A 15,630-nucleotide genomic window follows, 5' to 3' on the forward strand; every position below is an offset into this window, starting at 1 on the left:
TCCCGCCGCGGGTGTCAGGCGCTCGCGGTGTAGTCGTAGAAGCCCCGGCCGGACTTGCGGCCCAGCAGGCCGGCGTCGACCATCCGGGAGAGCAGCGGGGGAGCGGCGTACAGCGGCTCCTTGTACTCGTCGTACATCGACTCGGCGATCGAGACGATGGTGTCCAGGCCGATCAGGTCGCACAGCCGCAGCGGGCCCATCGGGTGGGCGCAGCCGGCCTCCATGCCCTTGTCGATGTCCGAAGCGGTGGCCACGCCCGTCTCGAACATCCGCACCGCGGACAGCAGGTACGGCACCAGCAGCGCGTTGACCACGAAGCCGGCCCGGTCACGGGCGCGGATCGGCTCCTTGCCGAGCACCTGGGAGGCGAACGCCTCGACCCGCTCGGTGGTGGTCGCCGAGGTGGTCAGGGTCGGGATGACCTCGACCAGCTTCTGCACCGGCGCCGGGTTGAAGAAGTGCAGGCCGATCACCTGCTCCGGGCGGCTGGTGGCGGCGGCCAGCTTCACGATCGGGATCGAGGAGGTGTTGGAGGCGAGGATCGCGTCGCGGCGCTCGACCACCCGGTCCAGGGTCTCGAAGATCCGGACCTTGATGTCCTCGCGCTCGGCGACGGCCTCGACCACCAGGTCGCGGTCGGCGAAGTCGGACAGCTCGACGGTGAAGGACAGCCGGGCCAGCGCCTCGTCCCGCTCCTCGGGCGTCAGCTTGCCCCGCTTGACGGCCGTCTCCAGGGAGTTGGTCAGCCGGGTGCGGCCGAACTCCAGCGCCTCACCGCTGGCCTCCGACACCAGGACGTCCAGCCCGGCCCGGGCGAAGACCTCGGCGATTCCCGACCCCATCAGGCCGCAGCCGATCACTCCGACGCGCGCGATGTCACTCACTCAGTTGCCCTTCGACGGTGCTGGGGGTCGCCCAGCCAGCGGGTGGCCCAGCGAGCTGCTGGACAACGGGCCGGTGTGCCGGAATGGGTGCACCGGTCACCGCCCCGACGACGTTACTACTCCGTACCGGCCAGTAGGTCACCCCCTCCCCGGCAGGGTGCCACGGCCGGGAGTCCCCCGAACGAGTGAGGCGGCGACCCCGGACCCGTGTGCCCGGGCCCGGCTCCGCCCGGCGCCCGACAGAATGCCGCAGACGGGGGCCGGGGGCGGAAGAGGACAGGGCCGGGCACGCGAAGGGAGTACGGGGTGTCGACGGGATCGCTCGCAGGACAGGTCGCCCTGATCACCGGGGCCGGCCGGGGCATCGGCCGGGAACTTGCCATCGGCCTGGCCGCCGAGGGGATGTCCGTCGGCCTGGTCGGCCGCACCCACGAGACACTGACCGACACCCTCAAGGAGTGCGTCAGGCGCGGCTCCCGGGGCGTCGCCGTGACCGCCGACGTCACCCGCCCCGGCTCGGTGCGCGAGGCGGTCCGGCTGGTCGAGCGCGACCTCGGGCCGATCGACCTGCTGGTCAACAACGCCGGCCTGGTCGACCGCGCCGAGGTGCCGCTCTGGGAGACCGACGCCAACCAGTGGTGGCAGGTGATCGAGACCAACCTGCGCGGCCCCTACAACCTGCTGCGCTGCGTGCTCCCCGGCATGGTCGCCCGCCGGCGCGGCCGGGTGATCAACCTCAACTCCGGCTTCGCGCTGCGCCCGGACGGCGACTACACCGCGTACGCCACCTCCAAGGGCGCGCTGCTCCAGCTCTCGGACAACATGGCGGACTCGCTGGCCCGCAACGGCATCGTCGTCCTCGACATCAGCCCGGGCGCGGTGGCCACCGACATGACCGCCGGGATGCCGATGTTCAAGGGCACCACGGACTGGGGCTCCATCCCGTACATGGTCGCGGTCACCGTGGACGCGGCCCGCGGCCGCTTCGACGGGCTGCACGGGCGCTTCATCCACGCCGGCCGGGACGACCTGGAGGAACTGGTCAACCGGGCCGACGCGATCCGCGCCGCGGACGCCCGCACGCTGCGGCTGCGCCCGTACAAGGACGACGACCCGATGCTCTGACCGGGTCGTTCAGGCGCAGAGCTGGCTCGCGGTCACCGGCTTCAGCCCCGCCTTGGCCAGGCCGTCCAGGATGCCGGGCAGCGCGTCCACCGTGCACTGGTGCCCCATGTGCAGCGCCACCACCGAGCCGCCGCGCACCGAGTTCAGCACCCGGCGCTGCAGCTCGGCGGCCGAGGGGTCGTTGTAGTCGCGCGGGTCGACGTCGAAGGACAGCACGTGCTCGTACCCGACCGCCCTGGCCTGCTCGCGCACCATCGGGGTGGCGTACTGCGCGGCGGAGGGGCGGAACCAGCGGCCGATCGAGCCGGTGAGCCGCTGCAGGCGCTCGGCGCACTGGGCGATCTCGGCGCGCGCCTGGTCGGGTGCCATCGCCGAGATGTTGAGGTGGTTCTGGGTGTGGTTGCCCAGCTCGTGGCCGCCGTCCAGGATCCGACGGGCCATCTGCGGCTGCTGGTCGAGCCAGCTGCCGACGACCATCACGGTCACCTTGGCGCCGCGCTGCTCGGCGGCCTCCAGCAGGGCGGTGGCCAGCTTCGGGTCGCCGCTGCCGTGGAAGGTGAGCGCCACGTTCCTCCCGGTGCGCGGCCCGTACGCGACCTCGGCCGGGGTGCCGGGCGCGAGCGGCGGCAGCACGGGCGGGGCCGGCGGGGCGGAGGGCTGGGCGGCGGCCGCGGCGGCGGTCGGCCCACCGTCGGGCCCGGGCTCCGCCGGGGTGGTGGGCGCGGGGGAGGCCGGGCCCTCCGCGCCGTTCCAGGCCGGGTCGGTGGTGTGCTGCGGGTCCACGGTCCCGGGGTGCGCGGCGAGTGCCCCCGGGTCGGCCCGGCGGAGCGTTCCGGTGCCGCAGGCGGCAAGCAGGCCGCCGGTGGCGGCGAGGGCGGCGATCCGGGCGGTGGCGCGCAGTACGGTGCGGCGGTCGGCAGTCATCGGCAGCCAGCATAGAGAGGACGGCTCCGCCCGGCGATCCGACCCGACCGGGCCCGCACCGGCTTTGACGTGCACACACTCTGTGACCGGGTGTTGCGTAAACCTGAACTCCCGCTGTTTCCGCGGTGTGTCCTTGGATACGATCACCGCGCACCGCGAGTTGACCGGCGGTGGCCAAACTCTTCCGGCATTGCGCATTGGGGGCGGACAGGATGTACGAGGACGGCGCGGCGACCGGCCGGAGCACGGACACCGAGTGGGACTGGGCCAGAGCCGAGGACTGGCAGCCCCCGAGCGAGCTGGACACCGGCGTCCCGCACACCGCCCGGATGTACGACTACTACCTCGGCGGCAAGGACAACTTCGAGGCCGACCGCAAGGCCGCCCAGGCCGCGATATCCGCCTACCCCGCGCTGCCGCTGCTGGCCCGCACCAACCGGCAGTTCCTCGGCCGCGCCGTGGAGTTCGTCGCGAGCCGGGGCGTGCGCCAGTTCGTCGACATCGGCACCGGCATCCCGGCGGTCGGCTCCACCAACGAGGTCGCCCAGCGGGTCGCCCCGGACGCCCGGGTGGTGTACGTGGACAACGACCCGATCGTCGCCACCCACGCCCGCGCCCTGCTGGCCGGCCACCCCGCCGGGCACACCTCGGTGATCGAGGCCGACCTGCGCGACCCGGCCGCCATCCTCGGCCACCCCGCGCTGGCCGCCGCCGTCGACCTCTCCCGGCCGGTCGCGCTGATGCTGGTCGCCGTGCTGCACTTCATCCGCGATGAGGAGGGTGCGCAGCAGATCGTCCGCACCCTGCGCGACGCGCTCGCCCCGGGCAGCGCGCTGATCCTCTCCCACGGCAGCCCCGACTTCGCCTCCCGCGAGAGCGCCTCCGAGGGCACCCGCATCTACCGCAGCGCCAGCGCCCCGCTCGTGCTGCGCCCGCGGTCCGGCGTCGAACCCTTCTTCGGCGACTTCGAGTTCGCCGGCCCCGGACTCGTCCAGCTCCCGCTCTGGCGCCCCGTCGCGGGCCACGTGCCCACCTCCGAACTCCCCGAGGGCTGGCAGGACGTCTCGGCGTACGCCGGTGTCGCCTTCAAGAAGTAGCCCCGAGCGTCCGTCGGGGTCCGGTCCCGGCGCCTCCCTCCTGCGCCGGGACCGGACCGTCGAAGCCTGGGGTTCACCACTGACAGCCCCTCACCGCCGCGGGTACCCTGCGGCGTGACCACCACCGACCTGCCCCCGCTGCCCCCCGGCGTCGCCGAACTGCTGCGGGCCGTCGACGCCCCGCCCCGCCTGGTCGCCCACCTCGCCCTGGTGCACGAAGTGGCCGGGGAGATCGTCGGCTTCTGTGCCCGCGCGGGCCTGGCCTTCGACCACGAGGCCGTCCTGTACGGCGCCGCCACCCACGACATCGGCAAGACCGTCCACCCCGAGGAGCTCTCCGCCCCCGGCTCCCTGCACGAGCCCGCCGGGTACGCCCTGCTGCTCGCCCGCGGCGTCCCCGAGCACCTCGCCCGCTTCGCCCGCGGCCACGCGAGCTGGGACGGACCCGGCGTCACCGTCGAGTCACTGCTGGTCAGCCTGGCCGACAAGGCCTGGAAGAACAAGCGGGTCCCGGACCTGGAGGACCTGGTGGTCGAGCGGCTCGCCGCCGCCGGAGGACAGGAACGCTGGGAAGCCTTCCTCGCCCTGGACGACCTGCTCACCCGGATCGGCGAGGACGCCCCGCGGCGGCTCGCCGTCCAGGCCGCCCACCCGGTGCGGACCGGGTGAAAATCGGCGCGACACGACGGGCGGGCCGGTGTTAGCTTCCGCGACATGGAACCCCTGAGCGAGAACGAGATCCGCGCGTCCTTCGTCAACTGCTCCAAGGGCGAGGCCCGCCGGCTCAACCTGCCCCGGGGCCTGGCGGAGCTGCCCTGGGACCACCTGGACTTCCTCGGCTGGCGGGACCAGGGCGCGCCCGACCGGGCGTACCTGGTGGCGCCGTACCAGGGCGAGCCGGTCGGCCTGACGCTGCGCTCGCCGGTGATCCGGCGCAGCCTGACCAAGACCAACGTGTGCTCGCTGTGCATCACCGCGCACGCCGGGTCCGGGGTCGCGCTGCTCGCCGCCCGCCGGGCCGGGGCGGCCGGGCGCGAGGGCAACACGGTCGGCACCTACATCTGCGCCGACCTCGCCTGCTCCCTCTACGTGCGCGGGCTGAAGAAGTCCACCCTGGTCACCCGGCCCGACGAGTCGCTGCCGCTGGAGCTGCAGATCGACCGGACGGTGGGCAACCTCGGCGGCTTCCTCGCCAAGGTGCTCGCCACCGCTGCCGTGTAACGGCTCCGGGCCTGTCCGTGCCCGCACCTCTCCGTGTCCGCGGGGCTCGGCGCCCGTACGGTTCGGTGCCCGTACGGTTCGGTGCCCGCGCGGCTCAGGTCCCGCGCAGCTGGTCCAGCTCGCGGCGCTCCCGCTTGGTCGGCCGCCCGGCCCCCCGGTCCCTCGTCCCGGCCGCCGCGACGAACTCGCGCGGCGGCCGCGGCGGGCTGTTGTCGACCAGGCACTGCGCCGCGACCTCGGCGCCGACCCGCTTGCGGATCAGCTTCTGCACCACCACGACCCGTTCGTGGCCCTCCTCGCGGACCCGCACCTCGTCCCCGGGCTTCAGCGCCTGGGCCGGCTTGGCCCGCTCGCCGTTCACCTTGACGTGCCCGGCCCGGCAGGCGGCCGCCGCCAGCGCCCGCGTCTTGACCAGCCGGACCGACCAGATCCAGCTGTCCAGCCGCACGCTTCCCTCGTGTTCAGCCATCCCCGGAGCCTACCCAAGGCCGGCCGCCGGTCAGCCCCGGGCGGCGCCCGGCGCCTCCTGGACCGCCCAGCCGTTCCCGTCCGGGTCGTTGAAGAACACGAAGTTGTTCCACGCCTCGCCGTGCCCGTCCACCCGGCCCCCCGCCACGAAGTGCTGGACCGGGCTGACCGCCACGCCCCGTGCCGCCAGTTCGGCGTGCGCCTTCTCGATGTCCGGCACCACCAGCTGGAGCCCCTTGACCGATCCGGGCGGGGAGTCGATCACCCCCTTGCCCACCACGATGGAGCAGGGCGAGCCGGGGGGCGTCAGCTGGACCACCCGGATCCCGTCCCGCAGCAGGGTGTCGTGGTCGACGGTGAACCCGGCCTGCTCCTCGTAGAAGAGCTTCGAGCGGTCCACGTCCGACACCGGGACCACCACGACTTCGAGTTTCCACTCCATCGCCCTCACCCCTCTCGGTCGGGCTCTTCCAGTATCCGTCCGTAATCGCTCCCGGGGGCCGTCGGATAGCCTGAGAACACGATGAATCCCCAGACCACGCCCGCCGCGACCCCGCCGGACACCGCCTTGGCCACCCCGTGGGGCGCCTTGGAGCTCACCCGTTTCCCCGTGGACCCGCGCGAGCGGCTGCGGGCCTGGGACGCCGCCGACGAGTACCTGCTGCGCCACCTGGCGGGCGAGGCCGACAGCGCGGCCGGCGCCGCGACGGAGCTGGCCGGCCGTACGGTCGCCGTCCTCGGCGACCGCTGGGGCGCGCTGACCACCGCGCTCGCCGAGTACCGGCCGGTCCAGATCACCGACTCCTACCTCGGCCGGCAGGCCACCCTGGCCAATCTGGCCCGGGCCGGCGCCGCCGTCGACGAGACCCGGCTGCTCACCACCCGGGACGCCCCGCCGGAGCGGATCGACGTGCTGCTGGTGCGCGTCCCCAAGAGCCTGGCCCTGCTGGAGGACCAGCTGCACCGGCTCGCCCCCGCGCTCCACGAGGGCACCGTGGTGATCGGCTCCGGCATGGTCACCGAGATCCACACCTCCACGCTCCAGCTCTTCGAGCGGATCCTCGGGCCGACCCGCACCTCACTGGCCGTGCGCAAGGCCCGGCTGATCCTCTGCACCCCGGACCGGGCGCTCGACGCCGGTCCCAACCCGTGGCCGCACCGCTACGCGCTGCCGTCGGACATCGGTGCCGCCTCCGGCCGTACGGTCGTCAACCACGCGGGCACCTTCTGCGCGGACCGGCTGGACATCGGCACCCGATTCTTCCTGGCCCACCTGCCCGTCCCCGCCCCCGGCGCCCGGGTGGTGGACCTCGGCTGCGGCAACGGGGTGGTCGGTACGGCCGCCGCGCTGGCCGGGCCCGGCGCGGAGCTGGTCTTCGTGGACGAGTCGCACCAGGCGGTGGCCTCCGCCGAGGAGACCTTCCGCACCAACCTGGGCCCGGACGCCCCGGCCGGGTTCCTGGCCGCCGACGCCCTGGCCCCGGACGTGGTCGCCGCCGGCTCGGTGGACCTGGTGCTCAACAACCCGCCGTTCCACTCCCACCAGGCCACCACCGACGCCACCGCCTGGCGGATGTTCACCGGCGCCAAGCGGGCGCTGCGGCTCGGCGGGGAACTCTGGGTGGTCGGCAATCGCCACCTCGGTTACCACGTCAAGCTGCGCCGCCTCTTCGGCAACTGCCAACTCGTCGCCGGTAACCCCAAGTTCGTGGTGCTGCGGGCCGTCAAGCGCTGACCGGGCCGCCCCGCCCGGGCGGGGTCCGGCAGACACTCCTTGCATGAATTTTCCGCCACGCGTATATTCATGCCACAACTAAGGAGGAACGCCATGGCATTGCGAGTCGCCGTCGCCGGCGCGAGCGGTTATGCGGGCGGCGAGGTGCTGCGCCTGCTGCTCGGCCACCCGGAGATCGAGATCGGGGCGCTGACCGGCGGCTCGAACGCGGGCACCAGACTGGGCGCGCTCCAGCCGCACCTCCTCCCGCTCGCGGACCGCGTCCTGGAGGCCACCACCCCCGAGGTGCTGGCCGACCACGACGTGGTGTTCCTGGCGCTGCCGCACGGCCAGTCCGCCGCCGTCGCCGAGGAGCTCGGCCCGAACGTCCTGGTGATCGACTGCGGCGCCGACTTCCGGCTCAGGGCCGCCGCCGACTGGGAGCAGTTCTACGGCTCCGCGCACGCCGGCACCTGGCCCTACGGCCTGCCCGAACTCCCCGGCCACCGCGCCGCGTTGAAGGGCAGCAACCGGATCGCCGTGCCCGGCTGCTACCCGACGGCCGTCTCCCTGGCGCTGTTCCCCGCCTACGCCGCGCAGCTCGCCGAACCGGAGGCCGTGGTGGTCGCCGCCTCCGGCACCTCCGGCGCGGGCAAGGCCGCCAAGCCGCACCTGCTGGGCAGTGAGGTGATGGGCAGCGTCAGCCCGTACGGCGTCGGCGGCGTCCACCGGCACACCCCGGAGATGGCGCAGAACCTCACCCCGCTCGCGGGCGAGCCGGTCTCCGTCTCCTTCACCCCCACCCTCGTCCCGATGCCGCGCGGCATCCTCGCCACCTGCTCGGCCAAGGCCCGGCCGGGAGTGACGGCGCAGAGCCTGCGCGCCGCCTACACCGAGGCGTTCGCGGACGAGCCCTTCGTCCACCTGCTGCCCGAGGGGCAGTGGCCGCAGACCAGCAGCGTCTACGGCGCCAACACCGCCCTGGTCCAGGTCGCCCTGGACGCCGCCGCCGGGCGGATCATCGCGATCAGCGCGATCGACAACCTGGTCAAGGGCACCGCCGGCGGTGCGGTGCAGAGCATGAACATCGCCCTCGGCCTGCCCGAGGAGCTCGGCCTTCCCGTGAACGGAGTCGCACCGTGAGCACGACCACCAACGTCGGAGTGACCGCAGCCAAGGGCTTCCGCGCCGCCGGCGTGACCGCCGGCATCAAGGCCTCCGGCACTCCCGACCTCGCCCTGGTGGTCAACGACGGCCCCTCGCTCGCGGCCGCCGGCGTCTTCACCGCCAACCGGGTCAAGGCCGCGCCGGTCCTCTGGTCCGAGCAGGTCCTCAAGGGCGGCCGGGTCTCCGCGGTCGTCCTCAACTCCGGTGGCGCCAATGCCTGCACCGGCCCGCTCGGCTTCCAGGACACCCACGCCACCGCGGAGAAGGTCGCCGCGGAGCTGGGCCTCAGCGCGGGCGAGGTCGCCGTCGCCTCCACCGGCCTGATCGGGGTACGGCTGCCGATGGACATCCTGCTCCCCGGGGTCGCCCTGGCCGCCGGCGAGCTCGGCGAGGACGGCGGCGAGGCCGCCGCGATCGCCATCAAGACCACCGACACGGTGCACAAGACCGCCCAGTACACCAGCCCGGCCGGCTGGACGGTCGGCGGCATGGCCAAGGGCGCGGGCATGCTCGCCCCGAGCCTCGCCACCATGCTGGTCGTCCTCACCACCGACGCCGACCTGGACAGCGCCGCCCTGGACGAAGCGCTGCGCGGCGCCACCCGCACCACCTTCGACCGGATCGACTCCGACGGCTGCATGTCGACCAACGACACCGTGCTGCTGCTGGCCTCCGCCGCCTCCGGCACCACCCCGGAGCAGGCCGAGTTCGCCGAGGCCGTCCGCACGGTCAGCGCCGACCTGGCCCGCCAGCTGATCGGCGACGCGGAGGGCGCGAGCAAGGAGATCCGGATCGACGTCACCGGCGCCGCCACCGAGGACGAGGCGGTCGAGGTCGCCCGGACGATCAGCCGCAACAACCTGCTCAAGTGCGCCATCCACGGCGAGGACCCCAACTGGGGCCGGGTGCTGGCCGCGATCGGCACCACCTCCGCCGCCTTCGACCCGAACGAGCTGGACGTCGCCATCAACGGCGTCTGGGTCTGCAGGGCCGGCGGCGTGGGCGAGGACCGCGACCTGGTGGACATGAAGGGCCGCGAGGTCGTCATCACCGCGAACCTCAACGCCGGTACGGCGGGCGCCACGCTGTGGACCAACGACCTGACGGCCGACTACGTTCACGAGAACAGCGCCTACTCGACCTGATCCGCGTCACTTCGTCCGCGACACCCTGAGCCGCGACACCCTGAGCCGCGGCACTCCGAGCCGCGGCACCTGATCCGCGACATCCCCCCGGCCCGCGGCCGGGGGGACCCCCATCGACGAGGGAATTCCGTGCAGATCGCACCCAAGGGCGAACAGGCCCGCAACAACACCGCGTTGCCCAAGGCCATGACGCTGATCGAGGCGCTGCCGTGGCTGGAGCGCTTCCACGGCAAGACCGTCGTGATCAAGTTCGGTGGCAACGCGATGGTGGACGAGAGCCTCAAGGCCGCCTTCGCCCAGGACGTCGTCTTCCTGCGCTACGCCGGTCTGCACCCGGTCGTGGTGCACGGCGGCGGCCCCCAGATCAGCGCCCAACTCGACCGGCTGGGCCTGGAGTCGAGCTTCACCAACGGTCTGCGGGTCACCACCCCGGAGACCATGGACGTGGTCCGGATGGTGCTCGCCGGCCAGGTGCAGCGCGAGCTGGTCGGCCTGCTCAACGGGCACGGCCCGTTCGCGGTCGGCATGACCGGCGAGGACGCCCACACCATGACGGCGGTCAAGCGCTACGCGGTGGTGGACGGCGAGCAGGTCGACATCGGTCTGGTCGGCGACATCGTCAACATCGAGTCCGGCGCGGTGAAGGCGATGATCGCCGACGGCCGCATCCCGGTCATCTCCTCGATCGCCCGCGGTACCGACGGCCACGTCTACAACATCAACGCCGACACCGCCGCCTCCGCCCTCGCGGTCGCGCTGGGCGCCGAGATGCTCGTCGTCCTCACCGACGTCGAGGGCCTCTACAAGGACTGGCCGAACTCGGACGACGTGATCAGCCAGCTCACCGCGAGCGAGCTGGAGGAGCTGCTGCCCGACCTGGCCAGCGGCATGCTCCCCAAGATGGAGGGCTGCCTGCGCGCCGTCCGCTCCGGCGTGGGCACCGCCCGCGTGCTGGACGGCCGGGTCCAGCACAGCCTGCTGCTGGAGATCTTCACCGACGAGGGCATCGGCACGATGGTCGTGCCGGACGACGAAGCGACCGTGACCGGGGGACTGGCATGACCGGCGGGACCGACATGACCGACGTGACGCACAACGAGCAGCTCGCCCAGCGGTGGCAGCACTCCTTCACCGACAACTACGGCACCCCCCGCATCCCGCTGGTGCGCGGCGAGGGCAGCAAGCTCTGGGACGCCGACGGCAAGGAGTACACCGACCTGCTCGGCGGCATCGCCGTCAACGCCCTCGGCACCGCCCACCCGGCCGTCGTCGAGGCCGTGAGCCGGCAGATCGCCACCCTCGGCCACGTCTCCAACCTCTTCATGGCCGAGCCCACCATCGCCCTCGCCGAGCGGCTGCTGGAGCTGGACGGCCGCCCGGGCGGGCGGGTGTTCTTCTGCAACTCCGGCGCCGAGGCCAACGAGGCCGCCTTCAAGATCAGCCGGCGGACCGGCCGCACCCACCTGGTCGCCCTCCAGGGCGCGTTCCACGGCCGCACCATGGGCGCCCTCGCGCTCACCGGCCAGCCCGCCAAGCAGGACCCGTTCCGGCCGCTGCCCGGCGACGTCACCCACGTCCCGTTCGGCGACGTCGAGGCGCTGCGCGCGGCCGTCACCACCGGGACCGCCGCCGTCTTCCTGGAGCCGATCCAGGGCGAGAACGGCGCCGTCCCGCTGCCCGAGGGCTACCTGAGGGCGGCGCGCGAGATCACCCGGGCCACCGGCACCCTGCTGGTCCTGGACGAGATCCAGACCGGTGTCGGCCGCACCGGCCACTGGTTCGCCCACCAGGCGTACGAGGGCGTGGAGCCGGACGTGGTCACCCTGGCCAAGGCGCTCGGCGGCGGTCTGCCGATGGGCGCGGTGCTCGCCTTCGGGCCGGCCGCCGAACTGCTCACCCCGGGCCAGCACGGCACCACCTTCGGCGGCAACCCGGTGGCCGCCGCGGCCGGGCTCGCGGTGCTGGACACCATCGAGTCCGAGGGCCTGCTGGAGCACACCCGCAAGCTGGGCGAGCGGCTGCGGCACGGAATCGAGGCGCTCGGCGACCCGCTGGTCTCGCACGTGCGCGGGGCGGGCCTGCTGCTCGGCATCGTGCTCACCGAGCCGGTCTCGGCGCGGGTCCAGGCCGCCGCGCAGGAGGCGGGCTACCTGGTCAACGCGGCCGTCCCGGACGCCGTCCGGCTGGCCCCGCCGCTGGTGCTGACCGAGCAGGAGACGGACGCCTTCCTGGCCGCGCTGCCGGGCATCCTCCGGACGGTGCGCGAGAGCGCCCCGGCCGATGCGAGTTGACCGTCGTCCGGGAGAATAATCACATGACCGCTTCCCGCTCCGGTTCGTCCGCCGCCGGCCCGACGCCGCAGGTCCCGCAGACCCGCACCGCGCGCCACCGGCGGATCGTGGACCTGCTCACCCGCCAGCCCGTGCGTTCGCAGAGCCAGCTCGCCAAGCTGCTCGCCGACGATGGACTCGTGGTGACCCAGGCCACCCTCTCCCGGGACCTGGACGAGCTGGGCGCGGTCAAGATCCGCAACCGGGACGGCGCGCTGATCTACGCCGTCCCGGCCGAGGGCGGCGACCGCACGCCGCGCGCGCCGATGGGGGAGTCGGCCAGCGAGGGCCGGATGGCCCGGCTGGCCGGCGAACTCATGGTCTCCGCGACGGCCTCCGGCAACCTGGTGGTGCTGCGCACCCCGCCGGGCGCCGCCCAGTTCCTGGCCTCGGCGATCGACCAGGCCGAGGTCTTCGAGATCATCGGCACCATCGCCGGCGACGACACCGTGCTGCTGATCAGCCGCGACCCGGCCGGCGGCCAGGCGCTCGCCGACCACCTCATGCAACTCGCCCAGGCGAAGGCGCAGTAGCGCCGCACGCCGCCTGACCTCGACGAACCCCGGCCGACGGAGAGCCCTCCGGCCGGGGTTTTGTGTTTCATACGGCGTCGTGCATACTTATGCCGTCCACTGCACATGCATGAAGGAGTCACGCGATGACCGCCGAGCAGCCCTCCGACGTCCGCCTCTGGGGCGCGCGCTTCGCCGACGGCCCGTCCGAGGCGCTCGCCCGGCTCTCGGCCTCGGTCCACTTCGACTGGCGCCTCGCGCCGTACGACATCGCCGGCTCCAAGGCCCACGCCCGGGTCCTGCACAAGGCCGGCCTGCTCTCCGACGAGGAGCTGGCCGGCATGCTGGACGGCCTGGACCGGCTGCTGGCCGACGTCCGGGCGGGCACCTTCACCGGCACCGTCGCCGACGAGGACGTGCACACCGCCCTGGAGCGCGGCCTGCTGGAGCTCCTCGGCCCCGACCTCGGCGGCAAGCTGCGGGCCGGACGCTCGCGCAACGACCAGATCGCCACCCTGTTCCGGATGTACCTGCGGGACCACGCGAAGACCATCGGCAGCCTGCTGCTCGACCTCCAGCAGGCCCTCGTCGGCCTCGCCGAGGCGCACCCGGACACCGCGATGCCGGGCCGCACCCACCTCCAGCACGCCCAGCCGGTGCTCTTCGCCCACCACGTCCTCGCGCACGTGCAGGCCCTCGGCCGGGACGCCGAGCGGCTGCGCCAGTGGGACGCCCGCACCGCCGTCTCGCCGTACGGCTCCGGCGCGCTGGCCGGCTCCTCGCTCGGCCTCGACCCGCAGGCCGTCGCCGCCGAACTCGGCTTCGAGGGCGGCTCGGTCGGCAATTCCATCGACGGCACCGCCTCGCGCGACTTCGTCGCCGAGTTCGCCTTCGTGACCGCGATGGTCGGCATCAACCTCTCCCGGATCGCGGAGGAGGTGATCATCTGGAACACCAAGGAGTTCGGCTTCATCACGCTGCACGACGCCTTCTCCACCGGCTCCTCGATCATGCCGCAGAAGAAGAACCCGGACATCGCCGAGCTCGCCCGCGGCAAGTCCGGCCGGCTGATCGGCAACCTGACCGGCCTGCTGGCCACCCTCAAGGCGCTGCCGCTCGCCTACAACCGGGACCTCCAGGAGGACAAGGAGCCGGTCTTCGACTCCTGCGACACGCTGGAGGTGCTGCTGCCCGCGTTCACCGGGATGATGGCCACCCTCACCGTGCACCGGGAGCGGCTGGAGGAGCTGGCCCCGGCCGGCTTCTCGCTCGCCACCGACATCGCCGAGTGGCTGGTCAAGCAGGGCGTGCCGTTCCGGGTCGCGCACGAGGTGGCCGGCGCCTGCGTCAAGGTCTGCGAGGCCGAGGGCATCGAACTGTCCGACCTGACGGACGGGCAGTTCGCCGCGATCTCGGAGCACCTGACGCCCGAGGTGCGCTCGGTGCTCAGCGTCCACGGCGCCATCGCCTCCCGCGACGGGCGCGGCGGAACGGCCCCCTCGGCGGTCGCGGTCCAGCTCGCCGAGGTGAAGGCGGACCTGGCGCGGCAGCAGGAGTGGGTCCGGGGCTGACCCCTCGCGGGCGGCCGGTCCGCCGACGGAGGGGTCGATCCCCGGCGCGGTCGGGAAGGACGCCCGGGCGCGACGGGATCGACCCCCGGTGCGACGGGGGAGGGGCGCGGCGGTCCGACCGGCGCGCCCCTCCCGTGTCCGCGCCCCGGCCCGGGCGTAACCGGCCCCGCCCCGGGCCGTCATGCACGGTGTGTGCACCCCCCTCCGACCCGCCCCCTCCGCCGAGGACGTCTACCTCGCCGAAGCCCGCCGCCGCGCGGTCCGCGAGACCGTCGCCGCCCTGCCCGGCCGCTGTCCGCAGCTGATCGCCGCGCTCGCCGAGGACCCGCCGCCCACGTACCGTGAGCTCTCCGAGCGGCTCGGCATGCCGCGCGGCTCGATCGGCCCCACCCGCTCACGCTGCCTGGCCTGCCTGCGGATGCTGCTCCACGCGGAGCGCTACCCCTGAGCGCTGCCCCTGAGCAGCCCGTGCGACCGGGCGGAGCCCGTGCGGCACGGGAGGTGACCCTGCTCACGTCCGCCCCCGCGAAGGTTGAGCGGAGCTGACACCCGGGTAGAGCGCTGGCGAACGCAGCTCTTGACGGTGGTGCGATCACTCGGATACTGAGCGTGAGCGCGCCACCCTCTGCGCGCCGGGCACGACGACTGGGGAGGCCCCTCCACATGGGCATGAGCGTGATCATCTCGGCTGCGGAGGCCGAGGACGCGGAGCAGATCCTCAAGCTCCAGTACCTCGGCTACCAGCCCGAGGCCGAGTTGTACGGCGACTGGGCGATCGAGCCCCTGACGCAGAGCCTGGAGAGCCTGCGCGCCGAACTGTCCGAGGACCACTTCCTGGTCGCCCGGCTGGGCGACGAGGTGGTCGGCACCGTCCGCGGCCGCGTCGGCGACGACGGCGTCGCCCGGATAGGGCGCCTGGTCGTCCACCCGCGGATGCAGCGCCACGGCCTCGGCGGCCGCCTGCTGGACGCGCTGGAGCGCCGCATGGCCCAGGAGGGGCCGGTGAGCGCCTACCGGCTGTCCACCGGCCACCGCAGCCTCGGCAACCTGCGGCTGTACGCTCGACAGGGGTACCGCCAGACCGGGGTCGAGCAGATCACCAGCCGGCTGAGCTACGTGCACCTGGAGAAGGCCGCCGCGACGCCGCTCGCGGCGACGGCCTGAGCCCGCCGCCCCGCGCACGTTTCCCGGCGCCGCCACCATCCGGACCACCGGTGGCGGCGCCGAGCCGTATCCATGCAGGTCGCAGGGGTATGTGTCCGCATTGCGGACAGCTTCGCCAAACAATTGGGCGGAATTCGACCCATCTGTTTTACTGGCTCACATGACTGCGACGACGAACTGGACCCCCACCGGCACCCTGCCGGCAGGTGAGCGTGCCATGTGTCGTCGAATGTGTCACTGCTGAGGGCCACCGCCCCCGGCGCCCCGCTGAGGGCGCCTCCCCCTCGCGCCCCGAAGCGAGACTCCGG

Annotated in this window: 17 protein-coding genes; 13 read left to right on the forward strand and 4 right to left on the reverse strand. The window is 73.4% G+C overall.

Annotated features, from left to right (window positions below; translation table 11 throughout):
• Positions 1 to 14: 14 nt before the first annotated feature.
• Complete coding sequence (locus ACFVVA_RS25965) at positions 15 to 884, reverse strand: 3-hydroxybutyryl-CoA dehydrogenase (protein ID WP_359905942.1); 870 nt, start codon at positions 882 to 884, stop codon at positions 15 to 17.
• A 306-nt stretch (positions 885 to 1,190) separates the two neighbouring features.
• Here ACFVVA_RS25965 and ACFVVA_RS25970 point away from each other — a divergent pair, with 306 nt between their 5' ends.
• Positions 1,191 to 2,009: an SDR family NAD(P)-dependent oxidoreductase gene (locus ACFVVA_RS25970; protein ID WP_387693107.1), complete on the forward strand. Its 819-nt coding sequence runs from the start codon at positions 1,191 to 1,193 to the stop codon at positions 2,007 to 2,009.
• Positions 2,010 to 2,018: 9 nt separating this feature from the next.
• On the opposite strand, the gene ACFVVA_RS25975 is transcribed toward ACFVVA_RS25970, so the two are convergent.
• Positions 2,019 to 2,933 (reverse strand): polysaccharide deacetylase family protein, encoded by a 915-nt coding sequence (locus ACFVVA_RS25975; RefSeq protein WP_387693109.1) that lies wholly within the window; start codon positions 2,931 to 2,933, stop codon positions 2,019 to 2,021.
• Between the two features lie 212 nt (positions 2,934 to 3,145).
• On the opposite strand from ACFVVA_RS25975, the gene ACFVVA_RS25980 reads away from it, so the two are divergent.
• The 3 genes from ACFVVA_RS25980 (at position 3,146) to ACFVVA_RS25990 (ending at position 5,251) form a co-directional block, all read left to right on the forward strand.
• On the forward strand, positions 3,146 to 4,030 hold the full coding sequence (locus ACFVVA_RS25980) for an SAM-dependent methyltransferase (protein ID WP_387693111.1): 885 nt from the start codon (positions 3,146 to 3,148) through the stop codon (positions 4,028 to 4,030).
• A gap of 114 nt (positions 4,031 to 4,144) precedes the next feature.
• Entirely contained in the window at positions 4,145 to 4,699 is a 555-nt protein-coding gene (locus ACFVVA_RS25985; protein WP_387693113.1) for an HD domain-containing protein, read from the forward strand.
• 45 nt (positions 4,700 to 4,744) lie between these two features.
• Complete coding sequence (locus ACFVVA_RS25990) at positions 4,745 to 5,251, forward strand: FBP domain-containing protein (protein WP_387693114.1); 507 nt, start codon at positions 4,745 to 4,747, stop codon at positions 5,249 to 5,251.
• Between the two features lie 94 nt (positions 5,252 to 5,345).
• Here ACFVVA_RS25990 and ACFVVA_RS25995 read toward each other — a convergent pair whose 3' ends face one another.
• Together ACFVVA_RS25995 and ACFVVA_RS26000 are read right to left on the reverse strand one after the other, a co-directional pair.
• Positions 5,346 to 5,720 carry an RNA-binding S4 domain-containing protein gene (locus ACFVVA_RS25995; protein WP_387693116.1) on the reverse strand — a complete coding sequence of 125 codons (375 nt, stop codon included), beginning with the start codon at positions 5,718 to 5,720 and terminating at the stop codon, positions 5,346 to 5,348.
• Positions 5,721 to 5,750: 30 nt separating this feature from the next.
• Positions 5,751 to 6,161 (reverse strand): VOC family protein, encoded by a 411-nt coding sequence (locus ACFVVA_RS26000; RefSeq protein WP_387693118.1) that lies wholly within the window; start codon positions 6,159 to 6,161, stop codon positions 5,751 to 5,753.
• Positions 6,162 to 6,287: 126 nt separating this feature from the next.
• Between ACFVVA_RS26000 and ACFVVA_RS26005 the strand changes: the two genes are divergently transcribed.
• The 9 genes from ACFVVA_RS26005 (at position 6,288) to ACFVVA_RS26045 (ending at position 15,322) form a co-directional block, all read left to right on the forward strand.
• On the forward strand, positions 6,288 to 7,454 hold the full coding sequence (locus ACFVVA_RS26005) for a methyltransferase (protein WP_387693158.1): 1,167 nt from the start codon (positions 6,288 to 6,290) through the stop codon (positions 7,452 to 7,454).
• A gap of 93 nt (positions 7,455 to 7,547) precedes the next feature.
• On the forward strand, positions 7,548 to 8,576 hold the full coding sequence (argC, locus tag ACFVVA_RS26010) for an N-acetyl-gamma-glutamyl-phosphate reductase (protein ID WP_359905964.1): 1,029 nt from the start codon (positions 7,548 to 7,550) through the stop codon (positions 8,574 to 8,576).
• Entirely contained in the window at positions 8,573 to 9,745 is a 1,173-nt protein-coding gene (gene argJ / locus ACFVVA_RS26015) for a bifunctional glutamate N-acetyltransferase/amino-acid acetyltransferase ArgJ (protein ID WP_387693121.1), read from the forward strand. The genes argC and argJ overlap by 4 nt, the downstream gene beginning before the upstream one ends.
• A gap of 186 nt (positions 9,746 to 9,931) precedes the next feature.
• Positions 9,932 to 10,807 carry an acetylglutamate kinase gene (gene argB, locus ACFVVA_RS26020; RefSeq protein ID WP_359906023.1) on the forward strand — a complete coding sequence of 292 codons (876 nt, stop codon included), beginning with the start codon at positions 9,932 to 9,934 and terminating at the stop codon, positions 10,805 to 10,807.
• Positions 10,804 to 12,036 (forward strand): acetylornithine transaminase, encoded by a 1,233-nt coding sequence (locus ACFVVA_RS26025; protein ID WP_387693124.1) that lies wholly within the window; start codon positions 10,804 to 10,806, stop codon positions 12,034 to 12,036. The genes argB and ACFVVA_RS26025 overlap by 4 nt, the downstream gene beginning before the upstream one ends.
• 23 nt (positions 12,037 to 12,059) lie before the next feature.
• The gene (locus tag ACFVVA_RS26030) at positions 12,060 to 12,608 is read left to right on the forward strand and encodes an arginine repressor (protein ID WP_359905973.1); all 549 of its coding nucleotides are present in this window, start codon (positions 12,060 to 12,062) and stop codon (positions 12,606 to 12,608) included.
• Between the two features lie 125 nt (positions 12,609 to 12,733).
• Positions 12,734 to 14,158, forward strand: a complete 1,425-nt coding sequence (gene argH / locus ACFVVA_RS26035; RefSeq protein ID WP_387693127.1) for an argininosuccinate lyase — start codon at positions 12,734 to 12,736, stop codon at positions 14,156 to 14,158.
• 190 nt (positions 14,159 to 14,348) lie between these two features.
• Positions 14,349 to 14,606, forward strand: a complete 258-nt coding sequence (locus ACFVVA_RS26040) for a hypothetical protein (RefSeq protein ID WP_387693129.1) — start codon at positions 14,349 to 14,351, stop codon at positions 14,604 to 14,606.
• A 215-nt stretch (positions 14,607 to 14,821) separates the two neighbouring features.
• Positions 14,822 to 15,322, forward strand: coding sequence for a GNAT family N-acetyltransferase (locus ACFVVA_RS26045; RefSeq protein ID WP_387693131.1), 501 nt, complete (start codon positions 14,822 to 14,824; stop codon positions 15,320 to 15,322).
• Positions 15,323 to 15,630: the final 308 nt, after the last annotated feature.

This window comes from Kitasatospora sp. NPDC058048 (genome assembly GCF_042885555.1).
Classification (GTDB): domain Bacteria; phylum Actinomycetota; class Actinomycetes; order Streptomycetales; family Streptomycetaceae; genus Kitasatospora; species Kitasatospora lactacystinica.